The following is a 20,964-nucleotide window of genomic DNA, read 5'->3' on the forward strand; positions in this document are numbered from 1 at the left end:
GGGCCTCACTCGTACACACAGGGAGCAACCGGAATGGGTTCGGTTCGCGTAGCCATCGTCGGTGTGGGCAACTGCGCCGCATCGCTGGTGCAGGGCGTCGAGTACTACAAGGACGCCGACCCGGCGGCCAAGGTCCCGGGCCTGATGCACGTCCAGTTCGGCGACTACCACGTCCGTGACATCGAGTTCGTCGCCGCCTTCGACGTGGACGCCAAGAAGGTCGGTCTGGACCTCGCGGACGCCATCGGCGCCTCCGAGAACAACACCATCAAGATCTGCGACGTGCCGAACAGCGGCGTCCAGGTCCAGCGTGGCCACACCCTCGACGGTCTCGGCAAGTACTACCGCGAGACCATCGAGGAGTCCGCCGAGGCGCCGGTCGACATGGTCCAGATCCTCAAGGACAAGCAGGTCGACGTCCTCGTCTGCTACCTGCCCGTCGGCTCCGAGGACGCGGCGAAGTACTACGCCCAGTGCGCCATCGACGCCAAGGTCGCCTTCGTCAACGCCCTCCCGGTCTTCATCGCCGGCACCAAGGAGTGGGCGGACAAGTTCACCGAGGCGGGCGTCCCGATCGTCGGTGACGACATCAAGTCGCAGGTCGGCGCCACCATCACGCACCGCGTCATGGCGAAGCTGTTCGAGGACCGGGGTGTGATCCTGGACCGCACGATGCAGCTGAACGTCGGCGGCAACATGGACTTCAAGAACATGCTCGAGCGTGACCGCCTCGAGTCGAAGAAGATCTCCAAGACGCAGGCCGTCACCTCCCAGATCCCCGACCGGGACATGGGCGAGAAGAACGTCCACATCGGCCCGTCCGACTACGTGGCCTGGCTGGACGACCGCAAGTGGGCCTACGTCCGCCTGGAGGGCCGCGCGTTCGGCGATGTCCCGCTGAACCTGGAGTACAAGCTCGAGGTCTGGGACTCCCCGAACTCGGCCGGTGTCATCATCGACGCCCTGCGCGCCGCGAAGATCGCCAAGGACCGCGGCATCGGCGGCCCGATCCTTTCGGCGTCGAGCTACTTCATGAAGTCCCCGCCGGTCCAGTACTTCGACGACGAGGCCCGCGCCAACGTCGAGAAGTTCATCGCCGGCGAGGTCGAGCGCTGACAAGCGCGGACTCCGGTCCGTCGGAGGTCCCCGGGTCGCATGACCCGGGGACCTCTCCCGTATGTGAGGCTGTGCCCCATGGCCGTCGTCCGTGACCTGCGCGTCCTGCTGCGCCTGAAGGGCTTTCGGCGCCTGCTCGCCGTCCGCCTGCTCTCCCAGGGCGCCGACGGCGTCTACCAGGTCGCGCTCGCCACCTATGTGGTCTTCTCCCCGGAGAAGCAGACCTCGCCCGCCGCGATCGCCTCCGCGATGGCGGTCCTGCTGCTCCCGTACTCCCTGGTGGGCCCCTTCGCCGGCGTCCTGCTGGACCGCTGGCGCCGCCGCCAGGTCTTTCTGTACGGCAACCTGCTGCGCGCCGCACTGGCGTCGGCGACGGCCGTGCTGATGATCGCCTCCGTCCCGGACTGGCTCTTCTACGTCTCGGCCCTCTGTGTCACCGCCGTCAACCGCTTCGTTCTCGCGGGCCTGTCCGCCGCGCTGCCGCGTGTGGTGGACGAGGAGCGTCTGGTGATCGCCAACTCGCTCTCGCCGACGGCCGGCACCCTGGCCGCGACAGCGGGCGGCGGCCTCGCCTTCGTCGTACGCCTCGTGGTCGCGGACTCCGATGCCGCCGTGGTGCTGCTCGGGGCCGCCCTGTACCTGTGCGGGGCGTTGGCGTCGCTTCGCATCGCCGTGGAGCTGCTGGGCCCCGACCCCGCGCGCGTCCCGCCCCGGCTCACCTCGGCAGTCGTCGGCACCGCCCGCGACCTGGTGGCGGGAGTACGTCATCTCGCCGCGCCCGCACGCAGGGAAGCGGCCTGGTCGCTCGCGGGCATGACGCTGATGCGGTTCTGCTACGGCGCCCTGCTGGTGATGCTGCTGATGCTGTGCCGGTACGCCCTGACCTCGGACACGGACGAGGGGCTCGCTCTGCTGGGGCTGGCGCTGGGCGTCTCCGGCGCGGGCTTCTTCGCGGCCGCGGTGATCACTCCCTGGGCGGCGGGACGGCTCGGGCCCGGCCGCTGGATGGCGGTGTGCGCGGGGGCCGCCACCGTGCTGGTCCCGGCGCTCGGTCTGCCGTTCGCCACCGTGCCGCTGCTCGCCGCGGCGTTCGTCCTCGGCCTGACCACGCAGGGGGCGAAGATCTCGACCGACACGGTGGTGCAGTCCTCGGTCGACGACACCTTCCGCGGCCGGATCTTCTCCGTGTACGACGTGCTGTTCAACATCGCCTTCGTCGGCGCCGCCGGAGTGGCCGCGTTGATGCTTCCGCCGGACGGACGGTCGGTGCCGCTGATCGTGACAGTTGCCTTGGTCTACGGAGCGGTTGCGACGACTATGGCCCGGTTTGAGAGCCAGTAAGTGTCACATCAATGCCACAGAGCCCCTCTGAACTACGGAGATGTCAGGGGAACCCGGTAGCTTACGTGCGTCTTATTCGCGCCATGTCCGCGACACGCACCTATGTTTTCAGGGGGACCCCCAGTGACCACTCCGCCGCCGCCCCAGGGCAACCCGTTCGCGCAGGGCCAGCCGCAGGCTCCGCAGCAGCCCCACGGACAGAACCCGTTCGCCCAGGGCCAGCCGGGTTTCCCGCAGCAGCCTGGCCAGCCCGGTTTCCCCCAGCAGGGTGGGCCGTACGCCCCGGTCCCGCCGCAGCCGGCCCGACGCAAGCCGACCTTCAAGACGATCAAGAACATCGTCATCGCCGTGATCGTCGTATGTGTGGCCGTCGGTGGTTACATCGCCAGCCGGGACGACGCCACCTCGGCTGCGGTCGGCGACTGCATGCACCGCGGCAGCAGCAGCGACAGCAACCCGGACCTCGAGGTCGTCGACTGCGGCGACTCGAAGGCCCAGTACGTGGTGCTGGCCAAGGTCGAGGGGTCCTACTCCGCTCTCACCGCCGAGAGCAAGTGCTCGGAAGAGGCCAAGGACTTCCAGTACTCGTACACCGAGAGCGGTAGCGGCAGTGACTTCCTGCTCTGCCTGAAGGACTACAAGAAGTAAGGCAGAGATCGCGGACGCTTCGCGCGGACGTTCTCAGGGGCGGTGTTTCACGTGAAACACCGCCCCTTTCGCCGGTTCAGCACCGCCCTCGCCGCGCTTCGTCACCGGCGCCGTGTTTCACGTGAAACATGGCGCCGGTCCACGGCTCACGCCTCCTGCTCAGCCCACCACTCCTTGAGCGCCGCCACCGCCGCGTCGAACTCCATCGGCCCGTTCTCCAGACGAAGCTCCAGCAGGTGCTTGTAAGCCTGACCGACGGCCGGTCCGGGACGGACGCCGAGGATCTCCATGATCTGGTTGCCATCCAGGTCCGGCCGGATCGCGTCCAATTCCTCCTGCTCCTGGAGCTGCGCGATCCGCTCCTCCAGCCCGTCGTACGCGCGCGAGAGCGCCGAGGCCTTGCGCTTGTTACGGGTCGTGCAGTCGGAACGGGTCAGCTTGTGGAGCCGGTCGAGCAGCGGCCCGGCGTCCCGGACATAACGACGGACGGCGGAGTCCGTCCACTCGCCCGTGCCGTAACCGTGAAAACGCAGGTGCAGCTCGACCAGGCGCGAGACGTCCTTCACCAGGTCGTTGGAGTACTTGAGCGCGGTCATGCGCTTCTTCGTCATCTTGGCCCCGACCACTTCGTGGTGGTGGAACGAGACCCGGCCGTCCTGCTCGAAGCGGCGTGTGCGCGGCTTGCCGATGTCGTGCAGCAGGGCCGCCAGGCGGAGGATCAGGTCGGGGCCCTCGTCCTCCAGGGCCATCGCCTGCTCCAGGACGATGAGTGTGTGGTCGTAGACGTCCTTGTGCCGGTGGTGCTCGTCCCGCTCCAGGCGCAGCGCCGGCAGCTCGGGCAGGACCTGCTCGGCGATGCCGGTCTCCACCAGCAGGCTCAGACCCTTGCGCGGGTGAGAGGAGAGGACCAGCTTGTTCAGCTCATCCCGGACCCGCTCGGCGGAGACGATGTCGATGCGTCCGGCCATGTCCTTCATGGCGGCGACCACCTCGGGAGCCACCTCGAAGTCCAGCTGCGCGGCGAACCGCGCGGCCCGCATCATCCGGAGCGGGTCGTCGGAGAAGGACTGCTCGGGGGTGCCCGGAGTGCGCAGCACACGCGCCGCGAGGTCGTCGAGCCCGCCGTGCGGATCGATGAACACCTTCTCCGGGAGCGCGACGGCCATCGCGTTCACCGTGAAGTCACGCCGGACGAGATCCTCCTCGATGGAGTCGCCGTACGACACCTCCGGCTTGCGCGAGGTGCGGTCGTACGCCTCCGACCGGTAGGTGGTCACCTCGATCTGGAAGCCCTCTTTCTGCGCCCCGACAGTGCCGAACGCGATCCCGACCTCCCAGACGGCGTCCGCCCAAGGCCGCACGATCTTCAGGACGTCCTGAGGGCGGGCGTCGGTCGTGAAGTCCAGGTCGTTGCCGAGCCGGCCGAGCAACGCGTCCCGGACCGAGCCACCGACCAGGGCAAGAGAGAACCCGGCCTCCTGAAAGCGACGGGCAAGGTCGTCTGCGACAGGGGCGACCCGCAGCGGTTCACTCACCGCACGGTGCTGCTCCTGGCTGGGGGCACTGGGGCTGACTTCGTTGGCGTTCGGCACAACAGAACAGGGTACGTGGCCCGGGCGGAGACCGGCGCCCCCATTGATCGGGTTGATCGCGCATGGAATCCCCCACTTCCGCGGTGCTCCCTTTATAGGCGCACATAGGGGACAGCCTCGCTCGGTGGTGGATCTTGTGGCGTACTCCGCGGCACTTCCCCTCGGCGCGCATCGTTACCATGCGTGGACGCACATTCCGACGACCACTGACGACGACGAGGGACGGGCGAGCGCGTGGCCGAGGCGGCAGACTTCCAGGGGACCAGTCCCTCACCTGCCCGCCGGTGGCTACGGCGCACCACGGCGCTGCTCGCCGGGGCGCCGCTGCTGGCCGGCCTGGTCCAGCTGCCAGCCGCCGGTTCGGCACACGCCGACGGGCAGCCCTCGGCCAAGGCCGACGCCGATTCGGGCTCGGTGGCCGTCGCAGTCGACTCGCTCACACCCTCCGCACCCACGGACGGCGACACGGTGACCGTGTCGGGCACCGTGACCAACCACGGCAAGCAGGCCGTCACCGACGCCCACGTGGGCCTGCGCGTCGGGCCCGAGGTCAACACCCGCTCGTCCCTCGACGCGATCGCCAAGGACGCCAACGATCTTCAGGGCACCATCGCCCCGGAGATCGACGACAAGTACACCGAGAAGTTCTCCAAGCTCAGCCCCGGTGTCGCCGAGCACTTCAACATCTCCGTACCGGTCGACGACCTGGACCTGGGGGAGGACGGTGTCTACGAATTCGCCGTCTCGCTGTCCGGGGAGACCTCCGCGCAACCCTGGGAGCAGATTCTCGGCGTCCAGCGGACCTTCCTGCCCTGGCAGCCCGACGCGGCCGACCCCAGGACGAAGACGACGGCTCTGTGGCCGCTCGTGTCGACCACGCACATGGCCGCCGAGACGGGACCGAACGAGGAGCAGACACCGGTCTTCCTCAACGACGACCTGGCCGAGGAGATCTCCCCCGGGGGCCGGCTGAACCAGATGGTGACGCTGGGCAAGGACCTCGATGTCACCTGGGTGGTCGACCCGGACCTGCTGGCCTCCGTCGACGCGATGACGGGCAGCTACCGCGTTCGGGACGGCGACAAGACGGTCGCCGGCACCCATCAGGACATCGCCAAGCAGTGGCTCGCCGAGCTGCAGGACGCGGTGGCCGACAAGGAGGTCGTCGCCCTTCCCTTCGCCGACCCGGACCTTGCCTCCCTGGCCCACAACGGCACGGACGTCAGCGGATCGCTGAACCAGCTGAAGAGTGCCACGGACGTCATCGCCAACACGGTCGAGCCGATCCTCCATGTGAAGCCGAACACCGACTTCGCCTGGCCCGTGGAGGGAGCCGTCGACGGGTCGATCGTCAAGGTCGCCACCTCCGCGGGCGCCGACAAGGTGATCGCCCGCAGTGACAGCCTTCAGGAGACCAACGGCCTGCCCTACACGCCCTCCGCGGCCCGCCCCATCGGCGGCGGCACGACGGCCGTCGTCGCGGACGCCCGGCTGTCCACGGCGTTCGAGGGCGATCTGACGAGAGCCTCCGCCTCCACGCTCGCGGTGCAGCGGTTCCTCGCCCAGAGCCTGGCCCTGGGCCTCCAGACCGGCAAGCAGCGCAGCGTCGTCATCGCCCCGCAGCGCATGCCCTCCGGAAACCAGGCACGCGCGATGGCGGAGGCGCTGCGGGCGCTGCAGGGCGGCACCTGGTCCGAGTCCCAGAAGCTGGCGGCGGCCGCCACCGCCAAGCCGGACCCGGACGCCACCACCAAGGTGCCCGGCCCCTCCTCCTACCCCTCGGCGCTGCGCAAGAACGAACTGCCCCGGACGGCGTTCGTGCAGATCGCGCGGACGCAGGACACGCTGGACAGCTTCAAGGTCGTCCTCTCGGACCCGTCCCGGGTGGTGACGCCGTTCGGACGGGCACTGAACCGGGAGATGTCCGCGTCGTGGCGAGGCCGGGCCGCCGAAGCGGAGTCGTTCCGCGACGGCGTGAAGGCGTACCTCGACGGGCTGACCGGCCGGGTCAAACTGATCGACAAGTCGGAGACGAAGCTCTCCGGTCGCAGCGCCACGATTCCCGTGACGGTGCAGAACAACCTGGTGCAGGACGTCGGCCCCCTGGTCCTGCGGCTCACCTCGACCAACCCGACGCGGCTCGAGATCGATGGCGCCGACTACGAGGAACAGCCGATCTCGGTCTCCGGCGGCCACAGCCAGTCGGTGAAGTTCACCACGTCGGCCAACGCCAACGGCCGCGCGACGGTGATCGCCCAGCTGTACACGATGGACGGGCGGAGGTACGGCGAGCCCGTCACCTTCGACGTGAAGGTCACCGAGATCACGGCCACCGTGATGCTCGTCATCGGCGGCGGTGTCCTGCTGCTCGTCCTGGCCGGCTTCCGGATGTACACGCAGCGCAAGCGGGCCGCTGCCCGCGATGCGGAGAAGAGCGAAACCGGCGAGGCGGAGGAGCCCGAGGACTCGGAGAACTCCGAGGACGGCCCGCAGAACCCGGAAGGCTCCGACGAACGTCTCAAGGAAGAGTCCGAGGCACGCCCCCGGGCAGGCGACCCGGAGCAGCCGAGTGACCCGACACCGGACACCGCAGCGGAAAGCGCCGACCCGTCCGGCACGGGTGAGAGAGTGGACCGTTGAGGATGTCGTGGCCGGTGGGCCCGGGACGATGAGGTGGGGTAACCATGAACGCGCCGTACGACGGTGACCGCGGTCAGACCGTGGACGGCTCGGGTCACCCCGAGGGTCCGCCGCCCGACCCCGGCCAGACACCGCCGCAGCCGCCCGCGGACATGTACCTCCAGGACGCCTACGACCAGGATCCCTACCGGGCGCAGGACCTCTCCGCCCAGGACCCGGTCTCCGAGGCGCTCTACGACCGCGCCGCGCACCCCCCGCCGCCCCCGGGCACGTACCCGCCGCAGCAGCCGCTGTACTCCCAGCCCTCCCAGTCCCCCTACGCCCCCGACCCACGCGTCTGGGCCCAGACCCCGGCCCCCGAGCCGGAGGGCCCGACGCAGTACCTTCCGTACGGGGACGACCCGCGGACCACCCAGTTCGTCGGTGTGGACGACCTGGTCACCCAGGCCGGCGAGCAGCGCCACGAGCCGGACGCCTTCGCCCACCTCTTCCGGGACCAGCAGCAGGGCGGCGGCCACCCCTCCTACGACGACCACGCCTCCGTGCCCGCCCCCGCGCCGGCACCGGGGCAGTACGACGGGGCACCGGGGCCGGGGCAGTACGGCGCGCACCAGGGGCCCGACCCGTACGGGAACGCTCCGGCGTACGGCCAGTACGGCGGCCCTGCTCCGGCGCCCGATCAGCAGCAGCACGTGGCGCCCGCGCCGGGCCAGTACGCGGTGGCGCCCACTCCGGAAGCGGCCGAGGCGCCCCTCCAGGAGCCCGAACCCGCCGCCGCGCCGGCCGCCGCGCCCAAGAAGGGCGGGCGTGCGGGGGGCCTGCTGAAGTCGAGCGCCGTGATGGCGGCGGGCACGATGGTGTCCCGGCTCACCGGGTTCATCCGGTCCGCGATGATCGTCTCGGCCCTGGGACTCGCACTGCTCGGCGAGTCGTTCCAGATCGCCTACCAGCTGCCGACGATGATCTACATTCTGACTGTCGGCGGCGGTCTCAACTCGGTCTTCGTTCCGCAGCTCGTTCGTGCCATGAAGGAGGACGAGGACGGCGGCGAGGCCTACGCCAACCGGCTTCTGACCCTGGTCATGGTCGCCCTCGGGGCCCTCACCGCGCTCGCCATGCTCGCGGCCCCGCTGCTGGTTCGCGCACTGTCGAACCCGGTCGCCACGAACCCGGCGGCCAACGAGACGGCCGTCACCTTCACCCGGTACTTCCTGCCGTCCATCTTCTTCATGGGCGTCCACGTGGTGATGGGGCAGATTCTCAACGCCCGGGGCCGGTTCGGCGCGATGATGTGGACCCCGGTCCTGAACAACATCGTCATCATCGTCACGCTCGGCACGTTCATCTGGGTCTACGGCACCGCCGGCGACTCCGGCATGACCGTCCAGAACATTCCGCCGGAAGGCGAGCGGCTGCTCGGTGTCGGCGTACTCCTCGGCCTCGTGGTCCAGGCCCTGGCGATGATCCCCTACCTGCGCGAGACCGGGTTCAAGCTGCGGCTGCGGTTCGACTGGAAGGGCCACGGTCTCGGCAAGGCCGCGATGCTCGCCAAGTGGACCATCCTGTTCGTCCTCGCCAACCAGGCGGGCGCCCTCGTCGTCACCCAGCTGGCCACGGCGTCGGTCACGGACACCAACATCCCCGGCACCGGTTTCAGCGCCTATGCCAACGCCCAGCTGATCTGGGGCCTGCCGCAGGCCATCATCACCGTCTCCCTGATGGCCGCGCTGCTGCCCCGCATCTCCCGCTCGGCATCCGAGAACGACGGCGGCGCGGTCCGCGACGACATCTCGCAGGGCCTGCGCACGACGGCCGTCGCGATCGTGCCGGTCTCCTTCGGCTTCGTCGCCCTCGGCATTCCGATGTGCACGCTGATCTTCGGCTCCTCGGGCACGGGCGCGGCCACCAACATGGGCTACATGCTGATGGCCTTCGGCCTCGGCCTTATCCCCTACTCGGTGCAGTACGTCGTCCTGCGCGCCTTCTACGCTTACGAGGACACCCGGACGCCCTTCTACAACACGGTCATCGTGGCCGCCGTCAACGCCACTGCCGCAGGGCTCTGTTACTTCCTGCTCCCGGCCCGCTGGGCCGTCGTCGGCATGGCCGCCTCCTACGGCCTGGCCTACGTGATCGGCGTGGGCATCGCGTGGCGCAGGCTGCGCAAGCGGCTCGGTGGGGACCTGGACGGCGCCCGGGTGCTGCGGACGTACGCCCGGCTGTGCATCGCGTCCGTCCCGGCCGCCCTGCTCAGCGGTGCCGCCTGCTACGCGATCAGCCGAGCGCTCGGACAGGGCGTACTGGGGTCGTTCGCGGCGCTGCTGGCCGGCGGGCTGCTCCTGTTCGGCGTCTTCTTCGTCGCCGCCCGCCGCATGCGTATCGAGGAAGTCAACTCGCTGGTCGGCATGGTGCGCGGACGCCTGGGACGCTGAGACCCGGGGTAGGCGCACAACCATCGTTCGCCGCCGTGTGTCGTGCATAGCGGCGGACTGTGGGCACAATTGGGTTCGGCGTCGGACTGCGCGCATCGGGAGTCGGCCGGCGCGCATCGAATGGGGAGGCAGGAACGACGGTGGCGGAACGGAGCACAGCTGCCGTCGACGTGGCAGACAACAGCGGCGATGAGCCGCTGACCGCCCAGGCGGACCAGTCCACGGCCGACGGGGTGGCCAACAACCGGGAGCGGGAAACGGACAGCGACGAGGCACAGGGGAGCCCCACGAGCGAGGATTCCGGCAAGGCCTCGCCTCCCGAACTGCACAGCGGGCACAAACTCGCCAGACGCTACCGCCTCGAGGAGTGCGTCACCCGTCTGGACGGCTTCAGCAGTTGGCGCGCCGTCGACGAGAAACTCCGCCGCGCCGTCGGGGTCCACATCCTTCCGGCGGACCACACACGCGCCCGCTCCGTGCTGGCCGCGGCACGTTCCTCCGCCCTTCTCGGCGACCCCCGCTTCGTCCAGGTCCTCGACGCCGTCGAGGACAACGACATCGTCTACGTGGTGCACGAGTGGCTCCCCGACGCCACCGAGCTGACCGCTCTGCTCGCCTCCGGCCCGCTGGAGGTGTATGACGCCTACCAGATGGTGAGTCAGGTCGCGGGTGCCATGGCGGCCGCTCACCGTGAAGGCCTCGCCCATCTGCGCCTGAGCCCCACCGCGGTGCTGCGGACGTCTACGGGCCAGTGGCGGATCCGCGGACTCGCCGTCAACGCCGCGCTCCGCGGCATCAGTTCCGACACTCCCCAGCGCACCGACACCGAGGCGATCGGCGCCCTGCTGTACGCCACGCTCACCCAGCGCTGGCCGTACGAGAGCGACGCCCACGGCCTGGCAGGTCTGCCCAAGGACATCGGGCTGATCCCCCCGGACCAGGTACGCGCGGGTGTCCACCGCGGCCTGTCCGAGCTCGCCATGCGGGCACTCGCCAACGACGGCGCCACCGCCTCCCGCCACGAGACCCCGTGCACCACGCCGGAGGAACTGGTGAAGGCGATCGGCGAGATGCCCCGCATCCGCCCGCCGGAGCCGACGTACGCCGCCCCGCCCCAGTACCAGCGCACGGCCTACCAGCAGGGCGCCTACGGCCGTCCGGCACCGCACCCCGGCGTCACGCAGCCGGTGCCTACCCCGCCGCCACCGTTGCAGAGCCGTACCGGCAAGGCACTGAAGTGGAGCGTGTCGGCCCTGCTGATCGCAGCACTCGGCCTGGGCAGCTGGCAGCTCGCGGACGCGATCATGGAGCGGGGCGGCAAGGCGGGCGACCAGAACCAGACGCAGACGACGGACGGCGACAACGACAAGAGCCCCAAGGTTCCGGTGGCCGGTAAGCCGGTCCCCATCGTCGACGCCCGGGACTTCGACCCCTTCGGCGACCAGTCCGAGAAGCCGTCCGAGATAAAGAACGTCTACGACGGCAGCACATCGACGTATTGGCAGACGGACTACTACTTCAGCTCCGATTTCGGCCGACTGAAGTCAGGGGTCGGCGTCGTCGTGGACCTCGGCAAGATCCAGCAGGTCGGAAAGGTGACCGTCTCCTTCGTCGGGAGCACGTCCGTCGAGCTGCGCAGCGCGCCCAAGGACGCCACAACGGGGCCCACGTCCTTCGACGAGTACAGCAAAGTCGCCGAGGGCTCGGGCACCACGGTGGAACTCAAGCCGGGCAAGGCCCTCCAGAGCCGGTACCTCCTGGTGTGGCTCACTGATCTGCCGATGCAATCGGACGGGCAGTGGCGCGGCCGCCTGGCGGACATCAAGGTGACCAGCTGACGGCATCTGCCGCAAGGAGGGGGTGTGATGCCGGGCAGCGCGAGTCGTGACGACGTAGACGATCAGGACCTCCTCGCCCGCCACGTAGAAGGCGACCCCGACGCCTTCGCTGAGCTCGTCCGCCGCCACCGGGACCGTCTCTGGGCGGTGGCCCTGCGGACGCTGGGGGACCGGGAGGAGGCCGCTGACGCCGTTCAGGACGCGCTCGTCTCCGCCTACCGCGCCGCCCACACCTTCCGCGGCCAGGCAGCCGTCACCACGTGGCTGCACCGGATCACGGTGAACGCCTGCCTGGACCGTGCCCGCAAGGCCGCCTCCCGGAAGACCGCCCCCGTCGACGACACCGAGCGCCTGGAGCAGCTCCTGGAGCCGCACGAGTCGGCCTCCGCCCCCGCAGAGCGCAACGAGCTGCACCGCCAGCTGCTGGAGGCTCTGGGTACCCTGCCGGCCGACCAGCGGGCCGCCCTCGTCCTGGTGGACATGCAGGGCTACCCCGTCGCGGAAGCCGCCCGGATCCTCGACGTGCCGACCGGCACGATCAAGAGCCGATGCGCCCGAGGCAGAGCCAGACTCCTGCCACTGCTCACCCACCTGCGCCCGGACGGCAGTGGCGAGGACACGCGGCCGGGAGCGAAACGGAACCGGACGCAGGGGGCATCCGTCCCACCCGCAGCGGGACCGCACCGTGCGGACCCGCCGGACGCAGGGCCGAGCGATTCAGCCGCAGTGAAGGGCGGAGGTGGACGAGCGTGACGTCGTCGACGACAGACATGACCGGGCACCCGGACGTCGCGGAGATCTCCGACCTCGCCGAAGGCCTGCTCCCGCCGTCCCGGACCACGGACGTACGACAGCACCTGGAGACCTGCGAGCTCTGCGCGGACGTGTACGCGTCGCTGGAGGAGATCCAGGGACTGCTCGGCACGCTGCCCGGGCCGACGCGGATGCCTGACGACGTGGCCGGCCGTATCGACGCCGCCCTGGCGGCCGAGGCACTGCTGAGCGCCACCGTGCCGGACCCTCTGGATCCGACACCGGTGCCGGCCTCTGCCGCGCCCACCGCATCCGACGGGAATGACAGCGACAGCGCTCGTCGTGTTTCACGTGAAACATCGGTCACGACGGACCGACCCTCCGGGCACGCCCGCCCTTCCTCCACCGGCCCTGGCCGCAAGGACCGCAAGCGAGGCGGGCGACGCAGGATGGCCGTCCTCGGCGCCGTGGCCGCCGCTGCCGCCATCGGGCTCGGCTCCGTGATCGTCTCGTCCGTCACTGGGGGCAGCCCGTCCGACGACACCGCGCTTGCGGACACCTTCTCCGAAGGAAAGTTGCAGGAGCAGGTCGCTGCTCTCGTCGCCACGGAGCAGGACGGCGCGCAGAACGGACCGCGTACACCGCGCAGCTTCGGCATGGAGTCCGAGACCGGCGGTGAGAACCGCGTCTTCAAGCAGCCGACGGTCCCCGAATGCATCCGGAAGGGCATCGGCCGCGACGACGCGGCGCTCGCCACGAAGGAAGGCGTCTACAAGGGCAAGGAGGTGCTGCTCGTGGTGCTGCCCGACGCCTTTAACGACAGCCGTGTCACCGCGTACATCGTCGAGTCGACGTGTGTGGCCCAGCCTGCTGTCAGCAAGGCCGAGATCCTTTTGAAGCACTCCTACGCGCGTTCCTGAGCGCTCGCGCACGGCCCTCTTCCCGCTGTGCCCGGCCCCTCGGCTCCGTGTGCCCGGACACAGCGGGAATGCGGGCCCCGTAGGATCCGTTGGGTGGGGTGAGAGTTCCGAGAGAAGCTCCACCCGGCCCTGAAGACGCAGTCCAGAGACGAGGAATGAAGCCGTGAGCGACGTCCGAAACGTGATCATCATCGGCTCCGGGCCCGCCGGCTACACGGCGGCGCTCTACACCGCGCGCGCGTCGCTGAAGCCGCTGGTGTTCGAGGGCGCCGTCACCGCGGGCGGTGCCCTGATGAACACCACCGAGGTGGAGAACTTCCCGGGCTTCCAGGACGGCATCATGGGCCCCGAGCTCATGGACAACATGCGCGCCCAGGCGGAGCGCTTCGGCGCCGAGCTGATCCCGGACGATGTCGTCGCCGTCGACCTGAGCGGCGAGATCAAGAAGGTCACCGACACCGCGGGGACCGTCCACCAGGCCAAGGCCGTCATCATCACCACCGGCTCCCAGCACCGCAAGCTCGGTCTGCCGAACGAGGACGCCTTGTCCGGCCGCGGCGTCTCCTGGTGCGCGACCTGTGACGGCTTCTTCTTCAAGGACCAGGACATCGCCGTGATCGGCGGCGGTGACACCGCGATGGAAGAGGCCACGTTCCTCTCCCGCTTCGCCAAGTCCGTGACGATCGTCCACCGCCGTGACACCCTGCGCGCCTCCAAGGCGATGCAGGAGCGCGCCTTCGCCGACCCCAAGATCTCGTTCGTCTGGGACAGCGAGGTCGCCGAGGTCCAGGGCGACCAGAAGCTGTCTGGCCTGAAGCTGCGCAACGTCAAGACCGGCGAACTCTCGGACCTGGCGGTGACCGGCCTCTTCATCGCGATCGGTCACGACCCGCGCACCGAGCTCTTCAAGGGCCAGCTCGACCTGGACCCGGAGGGCTACCTGAAGGTCGACGCCCCGTCGACCCGCACCAACCTGACCGGCGTCTTCGGCGCCGGAGACGTGGTCGACCACACCTACCGCCAGGCGATCACCGCCGCCGGCACCGGCTGCTCCGCCGCACTCGACGCCGAGCGCTTCCTCGCCTCGCTCACCGACGAGGACAAGGCCGAGCCCGAGAAGACCACCGTCTGACCCTCATCCACCCCGCGCACCAACCAGTTAAGGAGCCCGCCGTGGCCGGCACCCTGAAGCAAGTGACCGACGACTCCTTCGAGCAGGATGTCCTCAAGAACGACAAGCCCGTCCTGGTGGACTTCTGGGCCGCCTGGTGCGGTCCGTGCCGTCAGATCGCGCCGTCCCTCGAGGCCATCGCCGCCGAGTACGGCGACAAGATCGAGATCGTCAAGCTGAACATCGACGAGAACCCGGGTACGGCCGCCAAGTACGGCGTCATGTCCATCCCGACCCTGAACGTCTACCAGGGTGGCGAGGTCGCCAAGACCATCGTCGGCGCCAAGCCGAAGGCCGCGATCGTTCGCGACCTTGAGGACTTCATCGCCGACTGACGTTTCACGTGAAACACGAATGGGCCGGCCCGGACGGGTCGGCCCATTCGCTTTGCAGCGGTCCCCCACCCTGCCCTCCGCTACAGCGGACGCAACACGGGTTCCTTCTGGACGGCTCCAAGCAGCCGGTCCAGTGCCATCTCCACGTCTTCCTTCCAGGACAGCGTGGACCGGAGATCCAGCCGCAGCCGCGGATGGCTGGGATGGGGCCGAACCGTCTTGAAGCCCACGGCCAGCAAATGGTCCGCCGGCAGAACGCAGGCGGGCTCCTTCCAGCGGGCGTCCCCGAACGCCTCGATCGCCTTGAAGCCCCGGCGCAGCAGATCCTTGGCGACCGTCTGAACCATCACCCGGCCCAGCCCTTGCCCCTGATAGCCCGGCATCACGAACGCGGTCATCAGCTGCACGGCGTCGGGCGATACGGGACTCGTGGGAAACGCCGTCGAGCGCGGTACGTACGCGGGAGGTGCGTAGAGGACGAAGCCCACCGGAACATCGTCGACATAGACCACCCGTCCGCATGATCCCCAGTCCAGCAGGACGGCGGAAATCCAGGACTCCTTCTCCAGGGTCGGCGTGCCCGCCTTTACCGCGGCTTCGCCGCTGACGGGATCCAGCTCCCAGAAGACACACGAGCGACAGCGCTGGGGAAGGTCCTGAAGGTTGTCCAGCGTGAGCGGTACGAGCCGGCGCCCCATGAAGGCTGTTCCTCGCTTCCTTCGCCCGCCGCGTCGCGGGCGGCTGTCAGAGCGCTCCGTTCCCTGAGCAGGCTGCCGATGAACCCACCGACCGCGCCCAGCCCCAAGCCCGCGCTTACCAGTCCGGTGCGACTCATCGATCGCATGGCCCCTGTCTTCCTCTCCGAGGTGCTGTCAGGTGCTTGCGCCTTCCCGATCGCATCGTATCCACGATGCGGTGACCCCGACACCGACGGACAGCAAAGGGCGGGCCGTGTTCCGGTATGCACCGGACACGGCCCGCCCCATCGGCAGGTGGGGCACCGACGAGTGCTCCACCTGCCCGAGTCTCAGGAGTCGAGCTCTTCCGCTTCGCCCTCCAGAAGGCCCTTCTGCAGTACGGGCCCTTCACCGGGAGCGAGGCTTCCAAGGATCCGCTCAAGGTCCTCCATGGAAGCGAACTCCACGGTGATCTTGCCCTTCTTCTGCCCCAGGTCGACCTTCACCCGCGTCTCGAAGCGGTCCGAGAGCCGCGTCGCCAGGTCGGAAAGCGCCGGCGAGACCAGGGAACCGGCCCGAGGTCCCTTGGCCCGCTGCGCCTTCTGCGGCCGGGACCCCATCAGGGTCACGATCTCCTCGACCGACCGCACCGAAAGCCCCTCGGCCACGATCCGATGGGCCAGCCGGTCCTGGTCCTCCGGGTCATCCACGGAGAGCAGCGCACGCGCATGCCCGGCGGAGAGCACCCCGGCAGCCACCCGGTTTTGAACCTTCGGCGAGAGCTTCAGCAGACGCAGCGTGTTGGAGACCTGCGGGCGGGAACGGCCGATGCGGTCCGCCAGCTGGTCGTGCGTGCAGTTGAAGTCCTTCAGCAGCTGGTCGTAGGCGAAGGCCTCTTCCAGCGGGTTCAGCTGAGCACGGTGAAGGTTCTCCAGCAGCGCGTCCAGAAGGAGCTTCTCGTCCTCCGTGGCCCGCACGATCGCCGGGATGGCCTCCATCTCCAGCTCCCGGCAAGCCCGGAACCGGCGCTCACCCATGATGAGCTCGTAGCTCCCGGGCCCCGTCTGCCGGACGACGACGGGCTGGAGAAGGCCGACCTCCCTGATGGAGGTGACGAGCTCGGCCAGTGCGTCGTCGTCGAAGTCCTTACGCGGCTGCTTCGGGTTCGGCGTGATGGCGTCGAGTGGGACCTCCGCGAAGTGCGCCCCCACGGGCGACCTGAGCGAGTCCACCCCACTCGATGATCCACTCGATGCCGTACCGGATGCCGCCGACTCCTCCGTTTCACGTGGAACAGGCGGCAACGTGGCCACCTTCGCCGCGGCCACACCGCGGTCGTTCGGCAGCAGGGGCATTGCCCCCGGGGACACGGAAGGCGCATTCCCCAGCGCCGCCGATGCCACCGACTTCTCCGTCGGAGCATTGGGGATCAGTGCGCCCAGACCGCGGCCCAGACCCCTCCGTCGTTCACTCACTGGATCCCCTCCACCATGCTCGGGTCGTTCTGTGCGCCGATATGGGCATGCGTCGCGTCGTAGCTGACGCCCACGCCCTTCAGCGCGATCTCGCGTGCCGCCTCCAGATAGGAGAGGGCTCCGCTCGATCCTGGATCGTAGGTCAGTACCGTCTGCCCGTAGCTCGGGGCCTCGGAGATTCGGACCGAGCGAGGAATGCTCGTCCGCAGCACCTCGTCGCCGAAGTGACTGCGCACCTCGTCGGCGACCTGGGACGCGAGCCGCGTCCGGCCGTCGTACATGGTGAGCAGGATCGTCGAGACATGCAGAGTGGGGTTGAGGTGCCCGCGGACCAGGTCGACGTTGCGCAGCAACTGTCCCAGCCCTTCCAGAGCGTAGTACTCGCACTGGATCGGGATCAGCACCTCCTGGCCCGCGACGAGTGCGTTGACCGTCAGCAGGCCGAGCGAGGGCGGGCAGTCGATGAGGATGTAGTCCAGCGGCTGCTCGTACGCCTGGATCGCCCGCTGAAGCCGGCTCTCACGTGCCACCAGAGAGACCAGCTCGATCTCCGCACCGGCGAGATCGATGGTGGCCGGCGCACAGAAGAGGCCCTCGACGTCGGGGACCGGCTGAACCACCTCCGAGAGCGGCCTGCTCTCGACCAGCACGTCGTAGATGGATGGGACGTCGGCGTGGTGGTCGATACCCAGCGCGGTGGAGGCGTTTCCCTGCGGATCGAGGTCGACGACCAGGACCCGGGCCCCGTGCAGGGCCAGCGACGCGGCAAGGTTGACGGTCGTCGTCGTCTTGCCCACACCGCCCTTCTGGTTGGCGACCACCATGACTCTGGTCTGCTCCGGCCGCGGCAGTCCCTCGCCGGCGCGGTCCAAGGCTTCCACCGCCAGTTGGGCAGCACGACCGATCGGAGTGTCGTCCATCGGAGGCGGTGTTTCACGTGAAACATCCGCCCCCATCGACTCGGTACGGGGACCGGGGACCGGATCGGTCATCGGTCCCGCGATATTGGCGTCGGACCGCAAGGATTCACTCTCCTCGACTTCAGGCTCGCAATGAACAGAGCCTCCCATGTCTTCCGGGTCATGAACCAGTGAGGCCTGGCCTTCTGTGGAGAAATCCACCTCTGTGGACAACTCCTCGCCCTCTCCGAGCGACCCGAGAGGCTTTCGATCGCGGGGATCGGCCGCAGCGCGGCCGCGACTGATGATGCCGTGCAGCAGTGAGCGACGTTTCACGTGAAACACGATGCACAGCAGCCGATGCCGAAATGCCGCGACACTCCGGCATGCATAGGTTTGGCAGCTTGTGTGGAGTACGGCTCACCATCAGGACGCATCAGCGCCGCCGGCACCGCAGCAATCGAATGAGACTATCCGCGACGCCGCCGGGCGCGTCCCGTCCGGGCCGCCTTGGCCCGCTTGGCGGCGAAGCGCACACCACCCGGACTCTCCCCGACCTCGACCCGCACCACGGTGGACATCGGGTCCACGACCCCTTCACCGACGTGCAGGATGGACGTCTCCACCGCACCCAGCTTGCTCAGCGCCGCGGCCGCGGCCTTCAGCTCCTCCTCGGCCGTGTCGCCCTTGAGAGCGAGCATCTCGCCGTACGGGCGCAGCAGCGGGACCCCCCAGGTGGCCAGGCGGTCCAGCGGAGCAACGGCACGGGCAGTCACCACATGGACCGGTGGGATCTTGCCCATGACCTCCTCGGCCCGGCCGCGCACCACGGTGACATGATCCAGGCCCAGCAGCTCCACGACCTCGGTCAGGAAGTTCGTGCGCCGCAGCAGCGGCTCCAGCAGCGTGATCTTCAGGTCGTCCCGGACGAGCGCCAGAGGGATCCCCGGCAGTCCGGCACCCGAACCGACGTCGCACACCGTCACGCCCTCGGGCACTACCTCCGAGAGCACCGCGCAGTTCAGCAGATGCCGCTCCCACAGGCGCGGTACCTCACGCGGACCGATCAGACCGCGCTTCACCCCCGCCTCGGCGAGTAGCTCCGCGTAGCGGACCGCGTCCGCGTACCGATCGCCGAACACCTCGCGTGCCTGCTCGGGCACAGGGGGAAGCTCCGCTGCCTCCGTCACGGGGGACCGTCCTTCCGTACGGCACCGGCGTACCAGTCGCCGCTATCAGAACCACCAGAACTATCAGGCTGACAAAATTCGGCCCCGCCTGCGCAACAGACGGGGCCGGGGAACGTGACGACCGATCAGGCGGGGAGCACGACGACGAAGCGCTCCGGCTCCTCGCCCTCGGACTCGCTGCGCAGCCCTGCGGCCTTGACCGCGTCGTGCACGACCTTGCGCTCGAACGGTGTCATCGGCTTCATCCGCACGGACTCGCCGCTGCTCCTGGCCTCAGCCGCGGCCTTGGCGCCCAGCTCGGAGAGCTCCGCCCGCTTCGTGGCCCGGTAACCCGCGATGTCGAGCATCAGCCGGCTGCGGTCACCGGTCTCCCGGTGCACGGCCAGGCGCGTGAGCTCCTGCAGAGCCTCCAGCACCTCGCCGTCCCGGCCCACCAGCTTCTGCAGGTCACGGCTGTTCGAATCGCTGATGATCGAGACAGAGGCACGGTCGGCCTCGACGTCCATGTCGATGTCGCCGTCGAGGTCGGCGATGTCGAGCAGACCCTCCAGGTAGTCCGCGGCGATCTCGCCCTCGTTCTCGAGGCGAGTCAGGGTGTCTGCGCCCTCGGCAGCGGCGGAGGTGGTGCCTTCCGTCACGGGATGGACTCCTTCTTACTTCTTCGACGGGGACTTGGGCCGCTGCGGGCCCTTGCGCTGTCCGGACTGGGCCTTGCTGCGGCCCCCACCGCCGGACTTCTGAGCCGGCTTCTTGGCGGCGGCAGGCTTGGCATCCTGCTTGCCGTCCTGCGACTCGTCCGACTTGGTCAGCGAGGTCTTGGGCTCGGACTCGCCGGCCGCCTTCGTGGACTGGCGCTGAGACTTGCTCTGCCGCTTGGGCTGCTGGCGCTTGGGCGTGGCCGAGGCGGTCACGTCCACGCCGTCCTCGGTCTGGGCGGCGACCGCGGCGTCACTCTTCGTCACGGTGCCGTCGGCCTGGGCCGCGAGACCCGACTTGTTCAGCCCGTTGATGAACTTCCGCTCGAACTCGTTACGGTCCCGGCCCTTGGCGACGATGGCCTTCACAATGGCCTTCTCACCCCGACCACGCGTCTTGCCGTGCTGGGTGACGCTCTTGTGCAGGCGCTCCAGGTAGGCGGCCTGGGCCTTGGAACCCGGCGTCGGGTTGTTGCGGATGACGTACATCTGCTGGCCCATGGTCCACACGTTCGTGGTCAGCCAGTAGACGAGGACACCGACGGGGAAGTTGATGCCGAAGACGGCGAACATGACCGGGAAGACGTACATCAGCATCTTCTGCTGCTGCATGAACGGCGTCTTCACCGTCGTGTCGACGTTCTTGGTCATCAGCTGGCGCTGAGTGAAGAACTGCGACGCCGACATCAGCACGATCATGATCGCGGTGACCACCCGGACGTCCGTCAGCGAGGACCCCAGGGCCTCCACCTTGGCCGAGCCGTCGGTGAACTTCGCCGCCAGCGGCGCACCGAAGATGTGGGCCTTCTGGGCGCTCTCCAGCAGTCGATCGTTGATCACGCCGATGGTGTCGTTCGACGCGATGCTGTTGAGCACGTGGTACAGGGCGAAGAAGAACGGGGACTGCGCCAGGATGGGAAGGCACGAGGAGAGCGGGTTGGTACCCGTCTCCTTGTACAGCTTCATCATCTCTTCGGACTGGCGCTGCTTGTCGTTCTTGTAGCGCTCCTGGATCTTCTTCATCTCCGGCTGGAGCGTCTGCATCCCGCGCGTCGCCTTGATCTGCTTCACGAAGAGCGGGATCAGGCAGATGCGGATGAGGATCACCAGGGACACGATGGACAGGCCCCAGGCCCATCCCGTGTCCGGGCCGAAGATGGCGCCGTACACGCTGTGGAACTGGACGATGACCCAGGAGACAGGTGTCGTGATGAAGCTGAAGAGGCTGGCAATCGTGTCCAC

At 68.8% G+C, this 20,964-nt stretch carries 17 protein-coding genes; 10 read left to right on the plus strand and 7 right to left on the minus strand.

The annotated features are described in order from the left end of the window. The first annotated feature begins 33 nt into the window (after positions 1-33). The 3 genes from ACIQ6R_RS20980 to ACIQ6R_RS20990 all read left to right on the plus strand — a co-directional run bounded on the left by ACIQ6R_RS20980 (position 34) and on the right by ACIQ6R_RS20990 (position 3,105). A complete protein-coding gene (locus tag ACIQ6R_RS20980; RefSeq protein ID WP_404172909.1) occupies positions 34-1,116 on the plus strand; it encodes an inositol-3-phosphate synthase in 1,083 nt (360 codons plus the stop codon). A gap of 78 nt (positions 1,117-1,194) precedes the next feature. Beyond that, entirely contained in the window at positions 1,195-2,457 is a 1,263-nt protein-coding gene (locus ACIQ6R_RS20985) for an MFS transporter (protein WP_404222812.1), read from the plus strand. A gap of 123 nt (positions 2,458-2,580) precedes the next feature. Next, positions 2,581-3,105, plus strand: a complete 525-nt coding sequence (locus ACIQ6R_RS20990) for a hypothetical protein (RefSeq protein WP_404222814.1) — start codon at positions 2,581-2,583, stop codon at positions 3,103-3,105. Positions 3,106-3,251: 146 nt separating this feature from the next. On the opposite strand, the gene ACIQ6R_RS20995 is transcribed toward ACIQ6R_RS20990, so the two are convergent. Continuing rightward, positions 3,252-4,697: a CCA tRNA nucleotidyltransferase gene (locus tag ACIQ6R_RS20995; RefSeq protein WP_404172918.1), complete on the minus strand. Its 1,446-nt coding sequence runs from the start codon at positions 4,695-4,697 to the stop codon at positions 3,252-3,254. A 234-nt stretch (positions 4,698-4,931) separates the two neighbouring features. On the opposite strand from ACIQ6R_RS20995, the gene ACIQ6R_RS21000 reads away from it, so the two are divergent. From ACIQ6R_RS21000 to trxA, 7 genes are all read left to right on the plus strand, one after another. Further along, positions 4,932-7,337, plus strand: coding sequence for a DUF6049 family protein (locus ACIQ6R_RS21000; RefSeq protein ID WP_404222815.1), 2,406 nt, complete (start codon positions 4,932-4,934; stop codon positions 7,335-7,337). 44 nt (positions 7,338-7,381) lie between these two features. Next, positions 7,382-9,769 carry a murein biosynthesis integral membrane protein MurJ gene (gene murJ / locus ACIQ6R_RS21005; protein WP_404222816.1) on the plus strand — a complete coding sequence of 796 codons (2,388 nt, stop codon included), beginning with the start codon at positions 7,382-7,384 and terminating at the stop codon, positions 9,767-9,769. 140 nt (positions 9,770-9,909) lie between these two features. Then, positions 9,910-11,607: a protein kinase family protein gene (locus tag ACIQ6R_RS21010; protein WP_404222817.1), complete on the plus strand. Its 1,698-nt coding sequence runs from the start codon at positions 9,910-9,912 to the stop codon at positions 11,605-11,607. 27 nt (positions 11,608-11,634) lie between these two features. Then, positions 11,635-12,360, plus strand: a complete 726-nt coding sequence (sigM, locus tag ACIQ6R_RS21015) for an RNA polymerase sigma factor SigM (RefSeq protein WP_404222818.1) — start codon at positions 11,635-11,637, stop codon at positions 12,358-12,360. Between the two features lie 17 nt (positions 12,361-12,377). Next, positions 12,378-13,280 carry an anti-sigma factor family protein gene (locus ACIQ6R_RS21020; RefSeq protein WP_404223019.1) on the plus strand — a complete coding sequence of 301 codons (903 nt, stop codon included), beginning with the start codon at positions 12,378-12,380 and terminating at the stop codon, positions 13,278-13,280. A gap of 163 nt (positions 13,281-13,443) precedes the next feature. Next, positions 13,444-14,412: a thioredoxin-disulfide reductase gene (trxB, locus tag ACIQ6R_RS21025; RefSeq protein ID WP_404222819.1), complete on the plus strand. Its 969-nt coding sequence runs from the start codon at positions 13,444-13,446 to the stop codon at positions 14,410-14,412. Positions 14,413-14,453: 41 nt separating this feature from the next. Beyond that, complete coding sequence (gene trxA, locus ACIQ6R_RS21030; RefSeq protein WP_121748009.1) at positions 14,454-14,786, plus strand: thioredoxin; 333 nt, start codon at positions 14,454-14,456, stop codon at positions 14,784-14,786. Positions 14,787-14,866: 80 nt separating this feature from the next. Here trxA and ACIQ6R_RS21035 read toward each other — a convergent pair whose 3' ends face one another. The 6 genes from ACIQ6R_RS21035 to yidC all read right to left on the minus strand — a co-directional run bounded on the left by ACIQ6R_RS21035 (position 14,867) and on the right by yidC (position 20,964). Further along, entirely contained in the window at positions 14,867-15,484 is a 618-nt protein-coding gene (locus ACIQ6R_RS21035; RefSeq protein WP_375906461.1) for a GNAT family N-acetyltransferase, read from the minus strand. Between the two features lie 329 nt (positions 15,485-15,813). Next, positions 15,814-16,938 carry a ParB/RepB/Spo0J family partition protein gene (locus ACIQ6R_RS21040; RefSeq protein ID WP_404222820.1) on the minus strand — a complete coding sequence of 375 codons (1,125 nt, stop codon included), beginning with the start codon at positions 16,936-16,938 and terminating at the stop codon, positions 15,814-15,816. Then, on the minus strand, positions 16,935-18,008 hold the full coding sequence (locus ACIQ6R_RS21045; RefSeq protein ID WP_310875815.1) for a ParA family protein: 1,074 nt from the start codon (positions 18,006-18,008) through the stop codon (positions 16,935-16,937). The genes ACIQ6R_RS21040 and ACIQ6R_RS21045 overlap by 4 nt, the downstream gene beginning before the upstream one ends. A gap of 299 nt (positions 18,009-18,307) precedes the next feature. Then, positions 18,308-19,027 (minus strand): 16S rRNA (guanine(527)-N(7))-methyltransferase RsmG, encoded by a 720-nt coding sequence (gene rsmG / locus ACIQ6R_RS21050; protein WP_404172940.1) that lies wholly within the window; start codon positions 19,025-19,027, stop codon positions 18,308-18,310. A 125-nt stretch (positions 19,028-19,152) separates the two neighbouring features. Then, positions 19,153-19,665: a protein jag gene (locus ACIQ6R_RS21055; protein ID WP_404172943.1), complete on the minus strand. Its 513-nt coding sequence runs from the start codon at positions 19,663-19,665 to the stop codon at positions 19,153-19,155. A 15-nt stretch (positions 19,666-19,680) separates the two neighbouring features. Beyond that, positions 19,681-20,964: a membrane protein insertase YidC gene (gene yidC / locus ACIQ6R_RS21060; RefSeq protein ID WP_404222821.1), complete on the minus strand. Its 1,284-nt coding sequence runs from the start codon at positions 20,962-20,964 to the stop codon at positions 19,681-19,683.

Origin of the sequence: Streptomyces sp. NPDC096048, from assembly GCF_044763415.1 — a bacterium.
Classification (GTDB): domain Bacteria; phylum Actinomycetota; class Actinomycetes; order Streptomycetales; family Streptomycetaceae; genus Streptomyces.

What these genes read in the sequence shown, in the direction of transcription:
- ACIQ6R_RS20980 (WP_404172909.1), top strand. Translation starts at nt 34, where the DNA reads ATGGGTTCGGTTCGCGTAGCCATCGTCGGTGTGGGCAACTGCGCCGCA.
- ACIQ6R_RS20985 (WP_404222812.1), top strand. Translation starts at nt 1,195, where the DNA reads ATGGCCGTCGTCCGTGACCTGCGCGTCCTGCTGCGCCTGAAGGGCTTT.
- murJ (WP_404222816.1), top strand. Translation starts at nt 7,382, where the DNA reads ATGAACGCGCCGTACGACGGTGACCGCGGTCAGACCGTGGACGGCTCG.
- sigM (WP_404222818.1), top strand. Translation starts at nt 11,635, where the DNA reads ATGCCGGGCAGCGCGAGTCGTGACGACGTAGACGATCAGGACCTCCTC.
- ACIQ6R_RS21020 (WP_404223019.1), top strand. Translation starts at nt 12,378, where the DNA reads ATGACCGGGCACCCGGACGTCGCGGAGATCTCCGACCTCGCCGAAGGC.
- ACIQ6R_RS21035 (WP_375906461.1), bottom strand. Translation starts at nt 15,484, where the DNA reads ATGGGGCGCCGGCTCGTACCGCTCACGCTGGACAACCTTCAGGACCTT.
- ACIQ6R_RS21045 (WP_310875815.1), bottom strand. Translation starts at nt 18,008, where the DNA reads ATGGGAGGCTCTGTTCATTGCGAGCCTGAAGTCGAGGAGAGTGAATCC.